Annotated in this window: 17 protein-coding genes and 1 tRNA gene; 11 read left to right on the top strand and 7 right to left on the bottom strand. The window is 62.4% G+C overall.

Going from position 1 to position 21,461, the window contains the following annotated elements; genetic code table 11:
* Positions 1 to 44 precede the first annotated feature (44 nt).
* The 6 genes from JYG34_RS04050 to JYG34_RS04025 form a co-directional block, all read right to left on the bottom strand.
* Positions 45 to 953, bottom strand: a complete 909-nt coding sequence (locus JYG34_RS04050; RefSeq protein ID WP_213659575.1) for a DUF2167 domain-containing protein — start codon at positions 951 to 953, stop codon at positions 45 to 47.
* A 633-nt stretch (positions 954 to 1,586) separates the two neighbouring features.
* Entirely contained in the window at positions 1,587 to 1,769 is a 183-nt protein-coding gene (locus JYG34_RS04045) for a hypothetical protein (protein ID WP_213659574.1), read from the bottom strand.
* A gap of 348 nt (positions 1,770 to 2,117) precedes the next feature.
* Positions 2,118 to 2,450: a hypothetical protein gene (locus tag JYG34_RS04040; RefSeq protein ID WP_213659573.1), complete on the bottom strand. Its 333-nt coding sequence runs from the start codon at positions 2,448 to 2,450 to the stop codon at positions 2,118 to 2,120.
* Positions 2,451 to 7,133, bottom strand: coding sequence for an RHS repeat-associated core domain-containing protein (locus JYG34_RS04035; protein WP_249746216.1), 4,683 nt, complete (start codon positions 7,131 to 7,133; stop codon positions 2,451 to 2,453).
* Positions 7,130 to 10,150, bottom strand: a complete 3,021-nt coding sequence (locus tag JYG34_RS04030) for a type VI secretion system tip protein VgrG (protein WP_213659572.1) — start codon at positions 10,148 to 10,150, stop codon at positions 7,130 to 7,132. The genes JYG34_RS04035 and JYG34_RS04030 overlap by 4 nt, the downstream gene beginning before the upstream one ends.
* 212 nt (positions 10,151 to 10,362) lie before the next feature.
* Positions 10,363 to 10,881: an Hcp family type VI secretion system effector gene (locus JYG34_RS04025; RefSeq protein WP_011531920.1), complete on the bottom strand. Its 519-nt coding sequence runs from the start codon at positions 10,879 to 10,881 to the stop codon at positions 10,363 to 10,365.
* Between the two features lie 497 nt (positions 10,882 to 11,378).
* Here JYG34_RS04025 and JYG34_RS04020 point away from each other — a divergent pair, with 497 nt between their 5' ends.
* The 10 genes from JYG34_RS04020 to JYG34_RS03975 all read left to right on the top strand — a co-directional run bounded on the left by JYG34_RS04020 (position 11,379) and on the right by JYG34_RS03975 (position 20,008).
* Positions 11,379 to 13,103, top strand: a complete 1,725-nt coding sequence (locus tag JYG34_RS04020; protein WP_213659571.1) for a tetratricopeptide repeat protein — start codon at positions 11,379 to 11,381, stop codon at positions 13,101 to 13,103.
* A gap of 3 nt (positions 13,104 to 13,106) precedes the next feature.
* Positions 13,107 to 13,724, top strand: coding sequence for a lipoprotein insertase outer membrane protein LolB (gene lolB / locus JYG34_RS04015; protein ID WP_213659570.1), 618 nt, complete (start codon positions 13,107 to 13,109; stop codon positions 13,722 to 13,724).
* 4 nt (positions 13,725 to 13,728) lie between these two features.
* Positions 13,729 to 14,589 (top strand): 4-(cytidine 5'-diphospho)-2-C-methyl-D-erythritol kinase, encoded by an 861-nt coding sequence (gene ispE, locus JYG34_RS04010; RefSeq protein WP_213659569.1) that lies wholly within the window; start codon positions 13,729 to 13,731, stop codon positions 14,587 to 14,589.
* 20 nt (positions 14,590 to 14,609) lie between these two features.
* A tRNA-Gln gene (locus tag JYG34_RS04005) sits at positions 14,610 to 14,684 on the top strand.
* Between the two features lie 45 nt (positions 14,685 to 14,729).
* Positions 14,730 to 15,671 carry a ribose-phosphate pyrophosphokinase gene (locus JYG34_RS04000; RefSeq protein ID WP_016391678.1) on the top strand — a complete coding sequence of 314 codons (942 nt, stop codon included), beginning with the start codon at positions 14,730 to 14,732 and terminating at the stop codon, positions 15,669 to 15,671.
* Between the two features lie 123 nt (positions 15,672 to 15,794).
* Positions 15,795 to 16,391 (top strand): 50S ribosomal protein L25/general stress protein Ctc, encoded by a 597-nt coding sequence (locus JYG34_RS03995; protein ID WP_011532196.1) that lies wholly within the window; start codon positions 15,795 to 15,797, stop codon positions 16,389 to 16,391.
* Positions 16,392 to 16,470: 79 nt separating this feature from the next.
* Complete coding sequence (pth, locus tag JYG34_RS03990) at positions 16,471 to 17,055, top strand: aminoacyl-tRNA hydrolase (protein WP_213659568.1); 585 nt, start codon at positions 16,471 to 16,473, stop codon at positions 17,053 to 17,055.
* 22 nt (positions 17,056 to 17,077) lie between these two features.
* Positions 17,078 to 18,178, top strand: a complete 1,101-nt coding sequence (gene ychF, locus JYG34_RS03985) for a redox-regulated ATPase YchF (RefSeq protein WP_213659567.1) — start codon at positions 17,078 to 17,080, stop codon at positions 18,176 to 18,178.
* 168 nt (positions 18,179 to 18,346) lie between these two features.
* Positions 18,347 to 18,637, top strand: a complete 291-nt coding sequence (locus tag JYG34_RS03980) for a cupin domain-containing protein (protein ID WP_096048703.1) — start codon at positions 18,347 to 18,349, stop codon at positions 18,635 to 18,637.
* A gap of 210 nt (positions 18,638 to 18,847) precedes the next feature.
* Complete coding sequence (locus tag JYG34_RS03975; protein ID WP_213659566.1) at positions 18,848 to 20,008, top strand: MFS transporter; 1,161 nt, start codon at positions 18,848 to 18,850, stop codon at positions 20,006 to 20,008.
* Between the two features lie 24 nt (positions 20,009 to 20,032).
* Here the strand turns inward: JYG34_RS03975 and ycaC are convergent, their stop codons facing one another.
* Entirely contained in the window at positions 20,033 to 20,653 is a 621-nt protein-coding gene (ycaC, locus tag JYG34_RS03970; protein ID WP_028691153.1) for an isochorismate family cysteine hydrolase YcaC, read from the bottom strand.
* A 335-nt stretch (positions 20,654 to 20,988) separates the two neighbouring features.
* On the opposite strand from ycaC, the gene JYG34_RS03965 reads away from it, so the two are divergent.
* Positions 20,989 to 21,378 carry a YybH family protein gene (locus JYG34_RS03965; RefSeq protein ID WP_213659565.1) on the top strand — a complete coding sequence of 130 codons (390 nt, stop codon included), beginning with the start codon at positions 20,989 to 20,991 and terminating at the stop codon, positions 21,376 to 21,378.
* Positions 21,379 to 21,461 lie beyond the last annotated feature (83 nt).

Here is a 21,461-nt window from a genome sequence, read left to right as displayed (position 1 = left end):
TTTTAAGGAGGTGGCTCACCCAGCAAGGGTGAGCCAGGCCTGAATCAGGATCGCTTGCGCTTGAACAGCTTGCCGAAGAAGCCGGCGATGGCCACCAAGCCCAGGATGATGAACTTCTTGAACGCCAGCAAGGCAACACCGATCTTGGCGAACAGGCCCGCCTTGGCGGCGATGCCACCGGCGACCAGGGCGGCCAGTCCGTATGGCGCCAGCTTGTCGGTCTTGGCGTCGTAATCGGCGTAGCGGTTACCGTCGGTGAAGTTGGTGAAGGCGAGAATCTTTGGCGTTTCCTGCTTGATGGTCTGCAGGTCGGCCATCGCCGCCACGGCATTGAGCTCCAGCACGCCTTCGCGGCCCAGCACGCGGATGCTGTAGTTCAGGGTGGTCTGGTCGGCGTCTTCGGCCTTCAACTCTCGCGCCCAGTACATCTTGTGGGTAGCCTGATCGTAGCTCGGTGGTTCGGCCCAGCCCAACAGTGTCAGGCCGGCATAGCCTTGCTTGCGACGCTCCTTGTTGTCTTCCTCGTCATCGGCCTTCATCTGCTCGAGCAGGTCGGCGTAGTCGATCTTGGCTGCGTCATCGTCGGAAATGTGGCCGTCGTTCTTGTAGCTGATGATCACGCCCCAGCCGTTGTCCGCCAGTGGATTGACGGCGGTCGGGATGATCATGCCAAGGGTCTTGAAGCCCGGTGGGTTGCCCCAGCCTTCGGTCAGCAGGCGCTCGGTGTCGCCCGGCGACAGGTAGTAGAACTCGTTGTTGAGTTGGAGGCTGGCGATACCGCCGGGCAGGGTGATGTTGCCGTGCTGTTGCTTGAGCGTGGCCAGCCACTGTTCGGCGGTCTGGTGCGGTTGTTCGCTGGCGGTTGGCGCAGACGCGGGAGTGCTGGCGGCAATGGCGGGCAAAATAGTTGCGCAGAGCAACACTGCCGCCAACAGCTGGCGCAGGTGTTTCATCGTAGTCCCTTACAATTTGAAATAATTTGGGCGCGCAGGATAACTGAAAAAGCTGGCCAATCGCCAGAATCTCGTGTCCTTGTCTACCTTTCGATGCCAACGGGACACGCTTGCGCGTCCTCCTTTCTGGCGGTCAAGCCAGTGACATCCTCTGTGCCCAGCCTCTGCCTGGACGCAGTCAGCATTGCGTCATGCCAACGCGACTATTCCATGCGGTGTTAACGACATCTCTTTTCGTACAGAGCCTAGGTAATCCTGTTAGTAGCTAGCGACGGTCAGAGGTAGTTTTGGGCAGGACTTTGTGGTGCTTGGCTTCGTTCGAGCACAGTTCGGTGATGATCAGCAGGTCGTCAGTCGTGGCGGTCGCCATCATCACACTGGCGCCGCAGGACGGTCTAGGGGGCTTGTGATAGCGAAGGTTCAGCGTTCAGGCACCGTGCTCGAAGATCTGGGCTGTACTGTTCATGACCGCTCGTTATTGAGTTCCACTCGTCAAAATTAGCCGCATGTCGAGCCCGAGGCTCCAACCAATCAAACTCAGCCGACACGGCGCAGGCCTACCGAGCCTAGCGCCAATAGCGGGCAGAGCCAATTGTATGGCCGTCACACAATCTTGGAGTTTCCACCTGAGGTTTAGTAGATCCCCTTTTCTTCAGCTCTCTCCAAAAAATAGCCCTGTAAGTCCCCACTAATTTTCTCGCCATCACAACTGACAGCAAAATCTCCGGAAAGTCCGTCAGGGAAGTGAGTACCATCCAACGTACCAAAAACGATCGACACGGCATCAGCCATCGCAAGAGAAATAAAATCCAGCACGTCTCCCCGCTCCATGATCGCGGCAACATCCTATATAGCGGACCAAGAAAACGGGGCAGATTTATTTGCCTACTTAAACTTTTTCACCCTACTTCGCCTGCACGATTAATTTTCCAGCGACTCGCCATGAGCGACAGTTGCCCATCAGCTCCCTCCGTTGGAAGCCCCATCTTGTCAATGTTAGCTTTTCAGCCGAAACAACCTTAGTCTTACGTCCACCTTGATCCCAATGCGAGCAGGTTTTCGAGCGGGGAATAAAATCGTCCTCTTTTAGCCGCGCCCCTTTGTCCGAACCAGCCAACCTAGGCTTTAACACCTATTGGTTAGCCAGTTCAGAAAGTAGCGCAACTAGTACTTCTTAGTGCGAACATCCGCCAAGGCCTTCTCAAGAGACCTTAAGTCATCTGGGTCTTTGAATCTTGCCTTTGAGCGCAACCACTTATCGACTGCATTATTACGGCCACTTGATAGCAGATCGCCCTCCGCAGTAATTTCGCTACTCATAATCACACGCTTTACTATTCTTCCATTTTCATCACTTACTCGACAAGTCAACAGACCATTACTCTCCATGAACAGAAATAGATTTTCAAGGGCTCTACCAATACTTGCATGCCACTCTGGAATGTCAATATATGCTTCAAGCACACCATCTATATCCCATACCGGATAGTCGCTCATTCAATCTCTCCTAACCACCTCTGAAACGCCCACCACAGGTACTAGCTTCCCAGTAGAGCGATCTTTAACAAATGTACCACCCGTCGCTAATATTCGACGTTCTTTGAGAATTTGGTCCGTTTTATCAGCCGTCATACTCGTAACCTCGTAGGTTTTCGCCTGTCCGTTCTCAATCACAGCCGTGTCTACCCGACGGCGTTCTCCAGTACGAGGGTCTTTGACTGACTTCCCGCTTGCATCTCGCAGGTAACACTCACTTTGTATCGTCGCATTCGGATGCTTCGTTTTAATCTCAGCATTAAATTCCTGGTGACGACGATCTCCTTCAACCGCATTCTTGATCCGCTTCAGCCCCCACGGATCCACCCAATCAATCGGGCTCGGCACATACTGATAGAGGTTGACCCCACCCAGGTAGCTTATTGGATCCTGACTGATAAAGCGCCCAGCCCTAGGATCATAGTACCGATAGCGGTTGTAATGCAGCCCGGTCTCATGGTCGTGGTACTGCCCCTGGAAGCGGATAGGGTTGTTCAGGCCATTCTGCTTCGCCCATTCCGAGCGGGCCTCCTTGACCTCACCCCATGCCTTGTACTGCGCCGTCCACGCCACGTCACCGTGGTGGTCGGTGAGTTCCATCGGCGTACCGAGGTGGTCGCACTGGTACCAGGCAATTGCGTCGATTGGCTGCGGTTTGACCTCGTGCTGCCACAGCGGGTCCTGATCGAAATCGTACTCCCGGTCGCTCCAGTCCGGCTGGCGTAGCAAGCGGATCGGGTTCTTGCGTATAGCCTGGGCAACAGGCACGAAACTGCCCGGCTCGTACAGGTAATGCACGGTGCGCCCGGTTTCACCTTCGTCCTGCGGCGGCGAGCTTTCCCAGGCCAGGTTGTCGCCATCCCAACCATACAAGGTGTAACCGCAACCCAGTTCACGCTGGCGCTTGGCCCGCTGCATCTGGTTCCAGCCACTGCCGGCCCGCGGATCATCCTGATGGTGCGCGGTGGAGTGCTTGTGCAGACGGCGGCCCAAGGCATCGTAGCTGTACACCACCGTGAGCTTGTCATCGTCAAAACACGTCAGGCGGTCGAACAGGTCCCAGCTCAGGCGAGCCTGCTCGCCATTGTGCAGGCGATGGATCAGGTTGCCGCGTTCGTCGTATTGGCAGTGGGTCCCGGCGTATTCACGCAGCAGGTTGTCCATCAGCTTGTTACGCCGCGGATCGCTTTCCAGCGGACGATTGAGTTCCTGGGTCTTGTCGTCCAGCAGGTTGCCGGCCGGGTCGAAAGCAAAGGTCTCCACGCCAAGGCGGCTGGTGGCTTGCAGCAAGCGGCCAACGGGATCGTACTGATAGGCCAGGTGGCCACGGCGGGTGTCGTGGATATCGGTCAGCTGGCCGACGGCATCGTATTGATACTGGCGTTTGAGCAGGGTCGACTGGCCATCGTGGCTGCCCAACAGTTGCTCCTGAAGCCGCCCCGCCGGATCCCACGCCTGGGTTTGCATCAACTGGTTGCCCTGATGCCGCACCACTTCACGGTGCAGGTCATCGCGCTCGTAAGCCAGCAACTCATGCTGGTCGAGGGTTATGCCCAGCACGTGACCGCTGCCGTAGGTGAGCGTGCTGACTTTGTGGCCATCCGGGCGAATGGTCGCCGTGCGCAGGTTCAGCGCGTCGTATTCATGCTGCCACACCGCGACCATCGGCACCTCGGTGCCGAGGTAGTACTGGTGCTCGCGGGTCAGGTTGCCCGCCTCGTCATGGAACCATTGCAGCTTGCTGGCCGCGTTGGTCGCCTGGATCAGGTTGCCGTTGCCGTCGTAGGCGAAGGATTCTTCCTGGCGCTGGTCCCCCAGGCTGGCCACGCGAGAAGCGAGCCGGCCCACCGGATCGAAGGTGATGTCGATACGGCGCTGACCGACCTGGGTGCTGGCCAGCCGGCCCGTTTCAGGATCGTACTGGTAACGCGTCACCAAGCCATCGAAGCCTTGCTCTTGCAGCAAGCGCCCGACCGGGTCGTAAAGGAAGTTGGCCTTGCTCTCGTTCTCGTTTTCCAGGCCGATCAGGCGGCCCAGCTTGTCCCAGCGATAACGTAGAGTGTGCTCGTTGGCATCCACCCGCTCGGCCAGCAGGCCCACGGCGTTGTAGGCCCAAGTAGTGCAACGGTCTAGTGCATCGACGTGAGCCAGCAGACGACCTTCAGCATCGCGCTCGAAGCGCTCTTCGGAGTTGTCCGGGTGGGTGACTTTCGTCAGTTGACCAGCCTTGTACTCATAGGTGGTCGTGCTGCCGACTGCATCGGTGAACAACACCAATTGACCGAAGTCGTCGTACGCCCACTGGCTGGTCTTGCCCGAGCAGTCAGTGAATTCGACCAACTGATCCGCCGCGTTGTACGCCAGCTTCTTCTCGTTGCCGTTGGCGTCCTTGATCGCCTTGACCAGACCGGAGGGCGTATAGGCGAACTCAGTCTTGTTGCCCAATGGGTCGACGGTCTCGACGAGGTTGCCCTTCTGGTCGTAGTCCCGCAGCCACAAGCCGCCTTCGGCGTCGCGGATCTTGATCGGATGACGACGGTCGTCATAAGCAATATGGACCTGGCTGTGATCGGCGCGGATATGGCGAATGACACTGCCTTGTTCGTCATAGTCGTAGCGGTCTTCAGTGCCATCGGTATGAACGTGGCGTACCACGTTCTTGCGCTCATCCCTGAAAATCCACTCCGAGCTTTCATCCGGATAGCGCACACGGTACAGGTGGCCAAGGATGTCGTAGTAGTACCAGGTCTCCTGGCCGTGGGCGTCGGTGACGTAGGTCAGCCGAATGTTCTCGTCCCATTCCAGGCGCGTGTCGTAACTGCCGTCGTCGGCCCATTCACGAGTGGCCTTGGCGTCGAAAGCGCTGCCGTCCCACTGCAGGTTCATACCTCGGCCGGTGCGGTCGGTGTAACGGGTGACCAAGTGATTCTGGTACTGGTAGTGCCAGGCGGCACCCTGTTCATCCTGGGCGGCGACCAGATCCCCCTGATCATCGTAGTGGTAGGCGCACAACTGACGCAGTGGCTGGCCATCGCGCATTTCCCACAGGCCGGTGATATGGCCCTGTTCATCGATTAGCGTGCCCAGGTGGCGCAGGACGTCCTTCACATCGCCCTGGAAGGTGATGATGTCCGACAGCACCGGACGCCCTTCGTGGTGATGCTCGTAGTGCAGCATGCAGCCCGCGTCGTTCTGCAGCAGGATCTTGCGCAGGTAGTAACGGTCGCCCACGCGCAGGTAATACTCCTTGCGCACGAAGCCACGGCAGATCACCAGCTCATCGTCGCTGCTGCGTACCAGCAGCAAGTCCTCGATGGCGTTGAACAACGATTTGCCGACCTTGGGCAGTTCAAATTCATGGCTGCGACCATCGAAGTCATGAAACAACAAACCCTTGTCGACCACATCGATACGCGTGGTGAATTCGGTGATCCAACGCGCGCCTAGACAGCCCTTGTCGTACTGGGCCAAGCGCGAGTGGTAGATCCGTTGCCAATCAATTGGAAATGCACCGGGCAGGCTGAAATCCGTGTGAATGATGAATTCCGAGCCCAGGGCAAAGCTGATGCTGCGCCCCGTCGTGGACTTCGGTGTCGGCCTCGGGATCGGGCAACTGGGTTCGATCGGGCTCGGCGTCTGGGTGGCATTGGCCTGCGAACCACTGACCGCCAACTCGCCTTTGCCCTTCTCCCGCTCCACTTGTGTGGTCGTCCCCGGCTTGCTCACCCCCGGCTGCCCGTTCTTGTTGCGCTTACGGAAGCCCTTCACCGCCCCGCCCAGCACCGTCAGCATCCAGCCGATGCTCATCTGCGTCGCCGGGTCCGCCAGCTTGTTCAACTGCCGGGCCATCTCCGGCCCCAAGGCGCGCAGTTGCCCGGTGTTGGCCAGCACCTTGCTCTTGATCTCGTCCGGCAGCAGCTTGCTCGTCGCGCTGTTGGCCAACCCCTTGCCAGCGGCCTTGTAAGCGCTGTGCACGGCACCGAAGAAGTTGCTGAAGGCCGCCTTGGGGTCGTTCATCAGCTTGTCGGCGGCGGCGGACATCTGCTTGCCCGCCTTGTCGCGGTCACCCTTGGCGTCCAGTTGCCCGAGGGTGACTTTCTCCAGCCCGGTGGCGATCTCGCTGGTCATCTTGGTGCCCAGCGCGCCAGCGTCGGCCAGGATGCTGGCGATCTTCGGTTGGGCCTTGGCCACGAAATCGTCGATGGTCCCGGCGATGGTCGCGTTGAGGTGACCGATCAGCACCTGGATCAGCGAATCGCCCAGCAGCATCTTGGCGCTGTTGCGCAGCTCCTGGCGCACCAGGAACAGGGTCGGGCGCAGGCTCATGCGTGCCGCGGCCATGGTTGGCGGCGCTGGCAGCACGCCGATCAGGTTGATGCCCAGGCTCACCCAGTCGAGCAGTTGGCGGTTCTTGCTCTTGACCAGGGTGACCACGTCGCCCAGGGCGTCGACCAGGGCCATGATGTTGCCCACCACCGGCAGCGCGCCGGCCACGGTCTTGATCCGTTCGAGGGTGACGTAGCCGCCGCTGACCGATTGCAGCCAGGCGTCGAAGGCGGCGGCGCCACGGCCGACGTCCTTGGCGTCGATGGTGTTCAGCGGAGCAACGGCGACCTGGGCTTCGCGTTTCTTGGCGTCGGTCATGCCAGCACCTCATGGTTCAGCTTGGCCGGGTTCACCGGGGCGCTGAGCTTGGGCAGGCTCGGCAGTTGCTTGAGCGCGCTGGCGGCCTTGAGCGTGGGCGCCGCACCGGGCACCACGTTGCTGGCCAGCTGGGCCATGGCGCCGGTGTCGCCACCGACGGCGGCCTTGACCTGTTGCGCCTTCTGCAGCGCGGCCTGGCCGCTTTTCGCCAGTTGCAGGCCCGTGCCGGCCAGGGCCTTGCCCTGTTCCAGCAGGCCGTTGCCGCCGGGGCCCATCAGGCCCTGGGCCATCGATTTTCCTTGTGCCATCGCGTTCTGCATCAGTCCCTTGCCCTTGTCCATGCCTTGCTGTGCCAGTGCCAGGCCCTTGCCCAGCACCCCCTCTGCGCCCTTGCCGCCGCTGAGTACCTCGCCGACCACGGCCTGCTGGCCGGGGGCGATGTCGGCGAAGCTGGCCTTCGGTGGCCAGTCGCCAGCACCGAAGTGGCTGCCCTCGGCCCAGGTGTCGGCCGGGTCCAGGCCGAAGTCGACCCACAGCGGGCCGGCGGCGGCGCCGCTGGCCTGGTTGAAACCGTTGCCGTCGAGCTTGCCCTTGATCGACTTGCCCAGGGCGTCGATCACGTCGTAGTCGCCGGTCTTCACGCCCTTGCTGTTGGCGTACTGGTACAGCAGCTCCAGGTCGCCCTTGCCGGGTTTCGGCGGTTCGGGGAAGGTGCCGGCCTTGCTGGCGGCGCCGATATGGGCGAACTGCGCGGCGTGGGCGGTGTAGTTGGCGCTGGTGACGTGGGTGATGCCACCGGCGTTGTAGGTGGTGGCGCTGCCGCCGCCCTGGATCACCAGCTCGGTCTTGGCGGTGAGCACGATGCGGTCGGCGTTGGCGGTGATGTCCAGCTTGGCCAGCAGGTTGATGTTGTCCTTCAGGGCGCGGATGTCGATGTCGCCGGAGGCCGACACCAGTTTCCAGCCCAGGCTCTGCACGAACAGGCGCATGCCCTGGCTGGCGCTGGCCAGCAGGCGCTTGCCGACGGACATGCTGGTGTGGCCGGTGCTGCTCAGCGCCAGGTGCTCGCCGGTGGTGATGTGGTTGGGGCCGGGGGTGGTCAGGGCGATGCCGGCCGGGCTCGACAGCACCAGGTGCGGCTGGGCGAATTCGGGGAACTCGTTGGCGCTCTGGTTGACCGGGCCGCTGCCGAGGATGCCCTGGTGCTGTTCGTGCAGGCGCTTGGCCACGGCGTCCTGGTCGCCGGGCTCCTGGGCCTGCATCTGCTTGGCCAGTTCCGCCAGGCTGTCCTGCTGCTCGCTGGCGGTGGCCAGGCGTTCGGCGGTTTCGGGCAGGTCCTTGTGGTGCTTGGCTTCGTTGGCGCGGGGTTCGGTGGTGATCAGCAGGCCACCGGCTGCGCGCACGGCGCCGTGGCGATCGGTGCGCAGCTCGAAGCCTTCGCCACGGGGGGCGCCGCCGCTCGGGCGTGGGTGCGTCAGGTAGCCGAGGTTCAGCGCACTGGCGCCGTGGTCGCTGCGCAGGGCGATGCTGATTTCGCTGGTGGTGTCGTCGATGCGCAGTTCGTTGTTGCGGCTGCCCTTGTATTCCTTGCTCTTGATCGTAGCGAGGGTTTTCAGGTCGGGCAGCTTGTAGTGCGGCATGTTCACGCCGTGGTACAGGCAGCCGGTCACCAGGGGCTGGTCGGGGTCGCCTTCGAGGAAGCTGACCAGCACTTCCATACCGACCCGGGGCAGCTGCAGGCTGGCGATGCCCTGCCCGGCCCAGCCGGAGGCCACGCGCATCCACACGCTGGACTTGTCGTCCGAGCGGCCTTCGCGGTCCCAGAAGAACTGCACCTTGATACGGCCGTATTCGTCGCAGTAGATCTCCTCGCCGGCCGGGCCGCTGACCACCGCGCGCTGGGTGCCGAGGATGCGCGGCTTGGGGTGTTCGAGCGGCGGGCGGTAGGTGGCGTCCCACGGGGTGGCGCTGAAGAAATTGCGGTAGCCCTGCTGGAAGCCGTCGTACTTGGCGTCGACGTCGCTGGTGATGGCTTCTTCCAGCACCTGGGGCTGGCGGCCCTGGTGGTGCACCTCGGTGAGCAGCCAGAGGTCGTTCCAGGCGGCGTTGGGGTGCGCGCTCAGGGTCAGGAAGTGCCCGCTGGCCAGCAACGGCTGGTCGCTGCGCCCTTCGGCCAGGCGGAAGTCGCTGCGGTGGCGCTCCAGGGCGCGGGTGGCCAGGTGCTTGCCGCGGGCGCGGTCGAGGAAGCGCCCGGGGTAGTCGTAGTCTTCGAGCTCCGGCTCGGCGTGGCTGACTGACTCGCCTTCGAGCTGGATCAGCGGTTTCTTGAAGTCGTAGTCGCGGCGGGTGACGCTGCTGGTGCGGGTTTCCACGCGCAGGCCGAAGCGCTTGATCATCGGCGTGTCGGCCACCAGCCCGGCGTCCTGCTGGTAGGCCACCGGGGCCAGCTTGCGGAACACCGTCTGGTCGTCGCCGAACACCAGTTGGTGGCCCTCGGCGCTGTGACGGAAGTGGTAGTGGATGCCCTCTTCTTCGCACAGGCGCTGGACGAACTGCAGGTTGGACTCGTCGTACTGCACGCAGTACTCACGCTCCGGGTACACGGCGCCCAGCTGGAACTGGTAGGCATTGGCGAGGATGCCGTGCTCTTCCAGTACCTGGGCGATGATCTTCGGCACGCTCAGCTGCTGGAACATGCGTTGGTTGATGCGGTGGGCCAGGTAGGCCAGTTGCGGGCGCAGGGTGACCTGGTAACGGGTCAGGCGCTTGCCCGCCTCGCCTTGCGCGGCGCGATAGATCAGGCCGTGCAGGCCGCGGCCGTCGTCACCGAGCTGGAGGAACGCGGGCTTGTGCAGCAGGCTTTCCAGGTCCCGCGAGGGGTGCTCGCTGACCAGTTCCAGGTCGATGGCGTACACCTGGCTGATGGCTTCGCTGCCGTCGAAGGCGAGTACCTGGAAGTCGTGCTCCAGGCCGTCGATGTGCAAGCTGAAATGGGTCTGGTCGGCGGCGGCAAACATCCTTGTTCCTCTTTACTGGGTGGTGGAACGTCCTCGGGATCGAGCGCCGCTCACGCGGCGCATCGCGGATAAATCCGCTCCTACAGGCAGGCAGTGCCGTGTCGGGCAACCAACCGCTGTAGGAGCGGATTCATCCGCGATGCGCCGCGCGGGCGGCGCTCGATCTCATGGGCGATGCAACGCTAGCGTCGATCACCCAGAGACCCCGAGCCTTAGCCCGCGACCGGCGCGCGCCAGTCGTCGGAACCGGAAGTACCGGACACTTCGTGGGTCCAGGTGATCTTGCGGTAGGTGAAGTACACGTCTTCCAGGTGGGTGAAGTGGGCGTTGGCCGGGTCCTGGCAGTTGTGCATGTAGTCCTTGATGTCGACGATGATCGCGTCTTCCAGGACGGTGGTGTAGTAGTGCTCTTGAGTGCCCTGGGCCGAGGTGCGGTACCACTTGATCTCGACCTTGGTCATGCGCTCGCCCGAGGTCAGGGCGGCCAGCAGCAGCGGCGAGGCCTTGTCGAAGACCTTGGTGATCTTCACCGGCTTGTGCACGCGCTGGCCGGTCGGCTGGCCGGACTGCGGGTCACGCGGGATGATCACTTCGTGCTCGAAGCCCTGGACCATGACCTGGTCTTCGTGGCCTTCCTGGTAGGTGTTGCCCACCGAGTCGGCGGTGAAGGCGCCAGCGGTGATCAGACCTTGTTTTTCGCCGGTGACGGCCATGTAGGCGGGAGTTGCCATGTGTCGCTCTCCTTGCTTGGAAAATAGTCGCCGGGTGGCAGGAATTTGCCACCTCGGGGCGACTAGTTAATACAAATGGCGTGCCAGTTTTTATTTATCAATTAAAATCATATAGTTACAAATAACGAACATCCATTTGAGTGTTCTTTTCAACTTGAACCATTCAAAAGTTGCGCAACTTCTTGCGCAGTGGTGGCAAAAAGTTGCGCAGTCGTCTGTACATGACGAGTACCAAGGCCTGCATCAAACTACCCACACACTTATCCACATTTAAGTGCGCAACTTCTTGCGCAGTTGACCAAAAAGTCAAAACCCAAAAACAGTGGACACGATAGCGTTGTATCGATGGTGCTGTCCGACTGGCCGGCGAACCTCCCATGCCAGGCATTGTCCCTATGACCGAAGCCACGCTTCACACCACGACCTTCGCAGGTGGGTTTGCCATCGCGCTTGTGTCATCATGCTCCGACCGCCGGTTAGCCCTTCTTAAGCCTTCTATGAACAGACCCTACGCATTGCTGCTTGCCTTCGCCCTGCTCCAGGGCTGCCAGAGCCTGGCCCCGCAGAAGACGGACGACCAACCGCCCGCCGCCAACGCCGGCAAGAGCGCGGAAAAGCCCGTGGTGTATGGGTCGTTCACCCAAGACACGCTGTACAGCCTGCTGGTGGCCGAGCTGGCCGGCCAGCGCAACCGCTTCGACATCGCCCTGGCCAACTACGCCGACCAGGCGCAGAAGACTCAAGACCCAGGCGTCTCCGAGCGCGCCTACCGCATCGCCGAATACCTCGGTGCCGACGAGCCGGCCCTGGACAGCGCGCTGATCTGGGCGCGCAACGACCCGCAGAACCTCGACGCCCAGCGCGCCGCAGCCATCCAGCTGGCCCGCGCCGGGCGCTACGACGACTCCATGGCGTACATGGAGAAAGTGCTGCAGGGCAAGGGCGACACCCACTTCGACTTCCTCGCGCTGTCCGCCGCCGAAACCGACCAGGCCACCCGTGACGGCCTGATGCAGAGCTTCGACCGCCTGCTGGTGAAGTATCCCGACAACGGCCAGCTGGTGTTCGGCAAGGCACTGCTGCTGAACCAGGACGACAAGCCCGAACAGGCCCTTGAACTGCTGGAAAGCCACCCGGCGCAGAACGGCGAAATCGCCCCGATTCTGTTGCGCGCCCGCCTGCTGCAAGGGCTGGACCGTGGCCCGGAAGCGCTGCCGCTGCTGCGCGGGGCGATCCGCGACAACCCTGACGACAAGCGCCTGCACCTCACGTATGCGCGCACCCTGGTCGAGCAGGACCGCATCAACGATGCCAAGGCCGAATTCGAAAGCCTGCTGCAGCAATACCCGGAAGACGACGAGATCCGCTACTCCCTGGCCCTGGTGTGCCTGGAAACCAAGCAGTGGGATGAAGCCGAAGGCTACCTGCAGGAAATGGTCGAGCGCGACGCCAACCCCGATGCCGCCCACCTGAACCTCGGTCGCATCCGCGAGGAACGCCACCAGCCGGCTGCCGCCCTGCGCGAGTACGCCCTGGTCGGCGCGGGCCCGGACTACCTGCCGGCGCAACTGCGCCAGGCCGACATCCTCATCGCCAATGGCCGCAGCGCGGAGGCCTCGCGCCTGCTCGCCGAAGCTCGCGAGGCGCAGCCCGACTACGCGATCCAGCTGTACCTGATCGAAGCCGAAAGCCTGGGCAACAACGGCAAGGAGGCCCAGGCAGCGCAGGTGCTGGAGCAGGCGATCAAGCGCTACCCGGACGACCTCAACCTGCTCTACACCCGCGCCATGCTCGCCGAGAAGCGCAACGACCTGGGGCAGATGGAAAAAGACCTGCGCGCCATCATCGCCCGCGAGCCGGAAAACGCCATGGCCCTCAACGCCCTGGGCTACACCCTGGCCGACCGCACCACCCGCTACACCGAGGCCAAAGCCCTGATCGACAAGGCCCACCAGCTGACCCCGGACGACCCGGCGGTGCTCGACAGCCTGGGCTGGGTCGCCTACCGCATGGGCAACCTCGACGAAGCCGAACGCCAACTGCGCCAGGCCTTCGAACGCTTCCCCGACCATGAAGTCGCCGCCCACCTGGGCGAAGTGCTGTGGGCCAACGGCAAGCGCCGCGAAGCCCGCCAGGTCTGGGGCAAGGGCTTCGAGGCCCAACCCGACAGCCCCATCCTGCGCAAGACCCTCCTGCGCCTGACCGGATCCGAGAGCCTGTAAGCCATGTTCCTGCGTCATTGCATCACCTTCACCCTCATCGCCCTGCTCGCCGGCTGCGCCGGCTTCGGCAGCAAGGAAGCCGTGCAAGGCCAGGGCAACCCGCAACTGTGGCGCCAGCACAAGCAACAGCTGAGCAGCCTCGACGGCTGGCAGATCAACGGCAAGGTCGGCATCCGCGCGCCCCGCGACTCGGGCAGCGGCACGCTGTTCTGGCTGCAGCGCCAGGACTACTACGACATCCGCCTGGCCGGCCCGCTCGGCCGTGGCGCCGCACGCCTGACCGGCCGCCCCGGCGGGGTGATGCTGGAGGTGGCCAACCAGGGCCGCTTCGAAGCCGACAGCCCCGAGGCCTTGCTGGAAGAACAGCTCGGCTGGCGCCTGCCGGTCTCGCACCTGGTCTGGTGGGTGCGCGGCCTGCCCGCCCCGGACAGCAAGAGCCAGCTCACCCTCGACGGCGACAGCCGCCTGGCCCGCCTGACACAGGATGGCTGGCAGGTCGAGTACCTCAGCTATATAGAGCAGAACGGCTACTGGCTGCCCGAGCGCCTGAAGCTGCACGGCGAGAACATCGACGTCACCCTGGTGGTCAAGGACTGGCAACCACGCCAGCTGGGGCACTGAGGCGATGGAAAAGCTCACCCTGCCGGCCCCGGCCAAGCTCAACCTGTGGCTGCATATCACCGGCCGCCGCGCCGATGGCTATCACGAGCTGGAAACCGTGTTCCAGTTTCTCGACCACGGCGATGAACTGAGCTTCTCGCTTCGCGAGGATGGCGTGATCCATCTCCACAGCGAAATCGCCGACGTGCCCCACGACAGCAACCTGATCGTGCGCGCCGCACGCAAGCTCCAGGAGCAGTCCGGCACCAAACTCGGCGCTGACATCTGGCTGCACAAGGTACTGCCCATGGGCGGCGGCATCGGTGGTGGCAGCTCCGACGCGGCGACCACGCTGCTGGCGCTCGCCCACCTGTGGCAACTGGACTGGGACGCGGATCGCCTGGCCGCGCTGGGCCTCACCCTCGGTGCCGACGTGCCGGTGTTCGTGCGTGGCCACGCCGCGTTCGCCCAGGGTGTCGGCGAGCAACTGACCCCGGTCGACCCCGCCGAACCCTGGTACGTCGTGCTGGTGCCGCAAGTGTCTGTCAGCACAGCGGAAATTTTTTCGCATCCGGAGTTGACACGTGATTCTCTCCCCCTTAAGATGCGCCCCGTTCCCGAGGGAAACAGTCGAAATGACTGCCAACCGGTAGTAGAGCAACGTTACCCCGAAGTTCGCAATGCGCTGATTTCACTGGGTAAATTCACGGAAGCTCGAATGACCGGCACTGGAAGTTGTGTGTTTGGGGCCTTCCCAAGCAAAGCCGAAGCTGATAGAGTTCTGGCCCTTCTTTCAGAGACCCAAACAGGGTTTGTGGCGAAAGGAAGCAATGTTTCGATGTTGCATCGCAAGCTGCAAAGTCTGATCAAGAAGTCGAGTTCATAAGAATTCGCAGCAACAGATACAGGGGCGTCGCCAAGCGGTAAGGCAGCAGGTTTTGATCCTGCCATGCGTTGGTTCGAATCCAGCCGCCCCTGCCATTTCTTATACTCATCCAGGTTACCCTCAGCCTTCAGGTACTGCGCGTGTCCAAGATGATGGTCTTCACGGGGAATGCAAACCCCGATCTGGCTCGGCGTGTCGTACGTCAGCTGCATATTCCACTGGGTGACGTTTCTGTCGGTAAATTCTCCGACGGCGAAATCAGTGCTGAAATCAACGAAAATGTCCGCGGTAAAGACGTCTTCATCATTCAGCCCACCTGTGCCCCAACCAACGACAATCTGATGGAACTGGTAGTGATGGCCGATGCCTTCCGCCGCTCCTCAGCGTCGCGAATCACCGCCGTGATTCCCTACTTCGGATACGCCCGCCAGGACCGCCGTCCGCGTTCGGCACGTGTAGCCATCAGCGCCAAAGTCGTCGCTGACATGCTCACTGTCGTGGGTATCGACCGTGTACTCACCGTCGACCTGCACGCTGACCAGATCCAGGGTTTCTTCGATATCCCCGTCGACAACATCTACGGCTCGCCCGTACTGGTCGACGACATCGAAGACCAGCGTTTTGAGAACCTGATGATCGTTTCCCCGGACATCGGTGGTGTGGTGCGTGCTCGTGCCGTCGCCAAGTCCCTGGGTGTCGATCTCGGTATCATCGACAAGCGCCGCGAGAAGGCTAACCACTCCGAGGTGATGCACATCATCGGCGACGTCGAAGGACGCACCTGCATCCTGGTAGACGACATGGTCGACACCGCCGGCACCCTGTGCCACGCGGCCAAGGCCCTGAAAGAACACGGTGCCGCCAAGGTCTACGCCTACTGCACGCACCCTGTCCTGTCGGGCCGCGCGATCGAGAACATCGAGAAGTCGGTACTGGACGAGCTGGTGGTGACCAACACCGTGCCGCTGTCCGCCGCTGCTCAAGCCTGTGACCGTATCCGCCAGCTGGATATCGCACCGGTTGTCGCTGAAGCGGTACGCCGCATCAGCAACGAAGAATCGATCAGCGCGATGTTCCGCTAAGCGGAACACTCGCTGACGAAAAGCGCCCCGCCCCAACACTGGTTGTTGGGGCGGGGCTTTTTTGCCATCCCCGTCTGGCGCTGGTCGCAAACGCCTTGCGGGAGGCTATTTTGGAGAAACAAAATGACTGACTTCATCCTGAACGCCCAAGCGCGTACTGACCTGGGGAAAGGTGCGAGCCGCCGCCTGCGTCACTCCGCCAACATCCCTGCCGTTGTCTACGGTGGCGATAAAGAAGCCCAATCCCTGACCATCGTGGCCAAGGAAATCGCCAAGCTGTTCGAAAACGAAGCTGCCTTCAGCCACGTGATCGAACTGAACGTCGATGGCGCTAAACAAAACGTCGTGGTCAAGGCCATGCAGCGTCACCCGGCCAAAGGCTTCATCATGCACGCCGACTTCGTTCGCGTCGTTGCTGGCCAGAAGCTGACCGCCAAGGTTCCAGTTCACTTCGTCGGCGAAGAAGCCCCGATCAAGAAAGGCGGCGAGATCTCGCACGTCGTTTCCGAGATCGAAGTGTCCTGCGAAGCCAAGGACCTGCCTGAGTTCATCGAAGTCGACCTGTCCAAGGCCGAAGTCGGCACCATCATCCACCTGTCGGACCTGAAAGCTCCGAAAGGCGTAGAGTTCGTCGCTCTGGCCCACGGTGATGACAAAGCTGTTGCCAACGTCCACGCCCCGCGCGTTGCCGCTGAAGCTGCTGAAGGCGCTGCCGAGTAATCCACTCGCACGCCGGCGTTGATCGGGTTACAGTGCCGCGCGCACCGTAACCCACCAACTCCAAGGAAGAGCCCCTGACGTGACCGCCATCCAGTTGATCGTCGGCCTGGGTAACCCCGGCCCCGAATACGAACAGACCCGGCATAACGCAGGGGCTCTTTTCGTTGAACGCCTTGCCAGTGCCCAGCGCGTGTCGCTGACCGCTGACAAGAAGTATTTCGGCCTGACGGCTAAGTTCAGCCATCAAGGCAACGATGTTCGTTTGCTGATCCCCACCACCTACATGAACCGTAGCGGCCAGTCCGTGGCGGCTCTGGCCAATTTCTTCCGCATCAAGCCGGAAGCGATCCTGGTGGCCCACGACGAACTCGACCTGCCCCCCGGCGTCGCCAAGCTCAAGAGAGGCGGCGGCCATGGCGGGCACAACGGCCTGCGCGACATCATCGCGCAGCTCGGCAACCAGAACGACTTCCACCGCCTGCGGCTTGGCATCGGCCACCCGGGCGACGCCAAACTGGTCTCCAACTTCGTCCTGGGTCGCGCGCCGCGCGCCGAGCAGGAGAAGCTCGACGCCAGCATCGATTTTGCCCTCGGCGTGATGCCCGACGTGCTTGCCGGCGACTTCGCCAAGGCGATGCGCGAACTGCACAGCCAGAAGGCCTGACACTTTAGAAAGGGGAATACCCATGGGTTTCAATTGCGGCATCGTCGGCCTGCCCAACGTCGGCAAGTCCACCCTGTTCAACGCCCTGACCAAGTCTGGCATCGCGGCGGAGAACTTCCCCTTCTGCACCATCGAGCCGAACAGCGGCATCGTGCCGATGCCCGACGCGCGCCTCAACGCCCTGGCCGAGATCGTCAAGCCGAACCGCATCCTCCCCACCACCATGGAGTTCGTCGACATCGCCGGCCTGGTCGCCGGTGCCTCGAAGGGTGAAGGCCTGGGCAACAAGTTCCTCGCCAACATCCGCGAAACCGACGCCATCGCCCACGTGGTGCGCTGCTTCGAAGACGAGAACGTGATCCACGTCTCCAACAGCGTCGACCCCAAGCGCGACATCGAGATCATCGACCTCGAGCTGATCTTCGCCGACCTCGACAGCTGCGAGAAGCAACTGCAGAAGGTCGCGCGCAACGCCAAGGGCGGTGACAAGGATGCCCTGGCACAGAAGGCCATCCTGGAAAAACTGATTCCGCACTTCACCGAAGGCAAGCCGGCACGCAGCCTGATGAAAAACATGGCTGACGACGAGAAGGCCGTGATTCGTGGCTTCCACCTGCTGACCAGCAAGCCGGTGATGTACATCGCCAACGTTGCCGAAGACGGTTTCGACAACAACCCGCACCTGGACGTGGTCAAGGCCATCGCCGAGGAAGAAGGCGCGGTCGTGGTGCCGGTGTGCAACAAGATCGAAGCCGAGATCGCCGAGCTGGACGAAGGCGAAGAGAAGGACATGTTCCTCGAGGCCCTGGGCCTGGAAGAGCCCGGCCTGAACCGCGTGATCCGCGCCGGCTACGAGCTGCTGAACCTGCAGACGTACTTCACTGCTGGCGTGCAGGAAGTGCGTGCCTGGACCGTCCGTGTCGGCGCCACCGCGCCGCAAGCCGCTGGCGTGATCCACACCGACTTCGAGAAAGGCTTCATCCGCGCCGAAGTGGTGGCCTATGACGACTTCATCCAGTTCAAGGGTGAAGGCGGTGCCAAGGAAGCCGGCAAATGGCGCCTGGAAGGCAAGGACTACATCGTCAAGGACGGTGACGTGATGCACTTCCGCTTCAACGTCTGAGTCATCGGGCGTCGATGAGAGAAACCCCTTGAGCGTTTGCGCTCAAGGGGTTTTCTTTTTTCTGCGGTTTAGGTGAGCTTTTCGCTGACTGACTGCCAGCAGATTTGCATTTATCGCCCTCCACGGCCCGGTCCAGGCTAGACACTTTCGCGCAGACAGGACTCGCTCATGAAGCACGCTCGCCCCCAGGCTATCCCCACCGTGCAGGTGGACACCGACGAAGTGATCGTCACCGAATGGCGCTTCGCCCCTGGCGCCGAAACCGGGCGTCATCTGCATGGCCATGATTATGTGGTGGTACCGATGACCGATGGCACCTTGCTGCTGGAGACCCCGGAAGGTGAGAAGCAGGCGGCGCTGGTAGCGGGGCAGAGTTATTTTCGCAAGGCGGGGGTCGAGCACAATGTGATCAATGCCAGTGACCACGAGATCGTGTTCATCGAGACCGAGTTGAAGTAGTTCACCTGTGGGGGCCGGCTTCTACAGGGTCGGCGCCGTGTCTTTATGTCGACGTGCTTCACCCACCTTGCGCAACCGTCTACAATTTTCCCTGCTTGAACCGGGATAACCGAAGCACTGCCTCGAAACCCGATGGACCTGACCACTGCCGGTCAACCGTCGGGACAAATGGGTCCGGACCTTGGCCGGCCCGTTTATCGGAGGCAACACATGAGCCCGCGTATCTGGCTGCTGGCCCTGGCGACATTCGTCACGGGCATGGCGGAAAACATCACGGTCGGCATCCTGCCGGCACTGGCCGATGGGCTGGACGTTCCGCTCGGCGTGGCCGGGCAGCTGACCACCGTCTTCTCCCTGAGCTTCGCCCTCGCCGCGCCCTTCTCTCCCCTGCTCACCACACGCTTGCCGTTGCGTGGCCTGCTGTGCGCCACGCTGGCTTTGTTCGCCCTGTGCAACCTGCTCGCGGCCTGGGCGCCCGGTTACACCGCGCTGTTGATCGCCCGTATCGGCATGGCCGCAACCAGCGCACTGACCTGCCTGACGTGCACACTGATGGCCACGCGCATGGCGCCCGAAGCCCTGCGCGGGCGCGCCATCGGGGTGATCTTCATGGGTATCTGCAGCTCGCTGATACTGGGTGTGCCGGCCGGCATGCTGCTGTGCGATGCCCTGGGCTGGCGCGGCGTGTTCGTCGGCCTTAGTGCCTTGACGGTGGCGGTGCTGCTGATGGCCTGGCGCGGGCTGCCGACGCTGCAGAGCAACGAACGCATCGCCCTGGCCAGCTACATACGCCACCTGCGCGACAGCCGCCTGACGGCCGCGCAGGGGGTGTCGCTGCTGATGATCGCCGGGCACTTCACCGTGTTCGCCTACCTTGCACCCTACGCCCAACAGGTCGCCCAAGTACCACCACAATGGCTGGCAGCGGTGTTCGCGGCATTCGGCATCGCCGGTGTCTCGGGCGGCTATGTCGGTGGCTGGATGGCCGATCGGCTGGGTGTGGCCAGGGCCATCCTGCTGGCGCCCTTGCTGTACCTCGCCAGCCTGCTGGTGCTGCCGCTGAGTGCAGGCACGCCGTGGCTGTTCCTGCCGGCGATGATGCTCTGGGGCGGGCTGAGCTGGACCACCTCGCCAGTGGTGCAGAGCTACCTGGCCAGGCGCGGCGAGGATACCTTCCCGGCGGGCATGAGCCTGAACATGTCGGCCATGCACCTGGGCGTCGGATTGGGCTCGGCCATCGGTGGCGTGGTGATCACAGGCTCCGCACTGGAAGCCACGCCTTGGGCCGGGGCATTGTTGACCGCACTGGCGGCGGGGTTGGCGATCTGGTCCGCGACACCTGCGAATGGCGTATTGAAACTGGCGCGGTGATCGCTCACCGCACCAGTGAAACCGCTACTTGGCCAACTTGCTGTAGCTGGTCATCAGGTTGCGATAGTCAGGGATGTGGTTGGAGAACAGCGTGCCCAGCCCCTCGATGTCATTGCGCCAGTCGCGGTGCAGCTCGCAGGCCACGCCGAACCAGGTCATCAGTTGCGCGCCCGCAGCCTCCATGCGCCGCCAGGCCGAGTCGCGGGTCAACTCGTTGAAGGTGCCGGAGGCGTCGGTGACGACGAACACATCGAAGCCCTCCTCCAGCGCCGACAGCGCCGGGAAGGCCACGCAAACCTCGGTGACCACCCCGGCGATGATCAGTTGCTTCTTGCCGGTGGCCTTCACCGCCTTGACGAAGTCTTCGTTGTCCCAGGCATTGATGTTGCCGGGGCGGGCAATGTAGGGCGCATCGGGGAATTGTTCCTTGAGCTCGGGCACTAGCGGGCCGTTGGGGCCGGTTTCGAAGCTGGTGGTGAGGATGGTGGGCAGCTTGAAATACCTGGCCAGGTCGGAAAGCGCCAGCACGTTGTTCTTGAAGCGGTCGGGGTCGATATCGCGCACCAGCGACAGCAGGCCGGTCTGGTGGTCGACCAGCAGTACCGCGGCGTTGTTCTTGTCCAGGCGGTTGTAGTGGAAAGCCATGGCTGAACTCCTTGCTTCAAAGGTTGGGAGTTTCAGCGTAGGCAAACATGGCGTGCACGGCCGACCGTCAGTCGGTAGACCTTCATGGAACAAAACGTGCCCCATGGAGCTGGCACGACCGCTGTAGGAGCGGCTTCAGCCGCGATCATCCGCGAAGCGGATGCCAGGCTCCGTGGTGTCCGCATCGCGGCTGAAGCCGCTCCTACAGAGGATTCTCGCCAGCCATTGGTTCAGGATTTCCTGAACTGATTATTTGCCCGCAGCGATTTTTCCCCTCGCCCGCCCCCACCAGAATCGCTTCACCAACAATCACAATAAACCGTGAGGCCACTCCCGTGGACCAGACACTCCAGGTACGGCAGGCCGCCGCCGACCTCGTCGCCGCCTTCGCCAGCAACGACACCGCCCGCTATTTCGCCTGCTTCAGCGAAGACGCCACCTTCCTCTTCCACACCGTGCCGCAACCGCTGCTGTCGCGTCGCGCCTATGAAGACCTCTGGGCCAGCTGGCAGGCCGATGGCTTCGCCGTGCTCGGCTGTGAATCCAGCAACGCGCAGGTAAGCCTGCAAGGCGACGTGGCGATCTTCATGCACGACGTGGCCACGCGCCTGCACCTCGCCGGTGAAGTACTCGACCTGAACGAGCGCGAGACCATCGTCTTCCGCCTGCACGGCGAACGCTGGCTGGCCTGCCACGAGCACCTGTCGGTCGTCTCGCCGAACTGATCATTTTTCAAGCGGCCCTGCCGCACTGCCATCGCACCCACAACAAGGCCGCCCGACGGCCGACAACATTCGCGCTGGAGCCT

The sequence above is a fragment of the Pseudomonas entomophila genome (assembly GCF_018417595.1).
Classification (GTDB): domain Bacteria; phylum Pseudomonadota; class Gammaproteobacteria; order Pseudomonadales; family Pseudomonadaceae; genus Aquipseudomonas; species Aquipseudomonas entomophila_C.
Note: the sequence above shows the minus strand (reverse complement) of the source record. Positions and strands in the feature narration are given on the sequence as shown.

Coding starts and splice junctions, on each gene's coding strand:
- JYG34_RS04050 (WP_213659575.1), bottom strand. CDS start 953: ATGAAACACCTGCGCCAGCTGTTGGCGGCAGTGTTGCTCTGCGCAACT.
- JYG34_RS04040 (WP_213659573.1), bottom strand. CDS start 2,450: ATGAGCGACTATCCGGTATGGGATATAGATGGTGTGCTTGAAGCATAT.
- JYG34_RS04035 (WP_249746216.1), bottom strand. CDS start 7,133: ATGACCGACGCCAAGAAACGCGAAGCCCAGGTCGCCGTTGCTCCGCTG.
- JYG34_RS04030 (WP_213659572.1), bottom strand. CDS start 10,150: ATGTTTGCCGCCGCCGACCAGACCCATTTCAGCTTGCACATCGACGGC.
- JYG34_RS04025 (WP_011531920.1), bottom strand. CDS start 10,881: ATGGCAACTCCCGCCTACATGGCCGTCACCGGCGAAAAACAAGGTCTG.
- JYG34_RS04020 (WP_213659571.1), top strand. CDS start 11,379: ATGAACAGACCCTACGCATTGCTGCTTGCCTTCGCCCTGCTCCAGGGC.
- lolB (WP_213659570.1), top strand. CDS start 13,107: ATGTTCCTGCGTCATTGCATCACCTTCACCCTCATCGCCCTGCTCGCC.
- ispE (WP_213659569.1), top strand. CDS start 13,729: ATGGAAAAGCTCACCCTGCCGGCCCCGGCCAAGCTCAACCTGTGGCTG.
- JYG34_RS03995 (WP_011532196.1), top strand. CDS start 15,795: ATGACTGACTTCATCCTGAACGCCCAAGCGCGTACTGACCTGGGGAAA.
- ychF (WP_213659567.1), top strand. CDS start 17,078: ATGGGTTTCAATTGCGGCATCGTCGGCCTGCCCAACGTCGGCAAGTCC.
- JYG34_RS03980 (WP_096048703.1), top strand. CDS start 18,347: ATGAAGCACGCTCGCCCCCAGGCTATCCCCACCGTGCAGGTGGACACC.
- JYG34_RS03975 (WP_213659566.1), top strand. CDS start 18,848: ATGAGCCCGCGTATCTGGCTGCTGGCCCTGGCGACATTCGTCACGGGC.
- ycaC (WP_028691153.1), bottom strand. CDS start 20,653: ATGGCTTTCCACTACAACCGCCTGGACAAGAACAACGCCGCGGTACTG.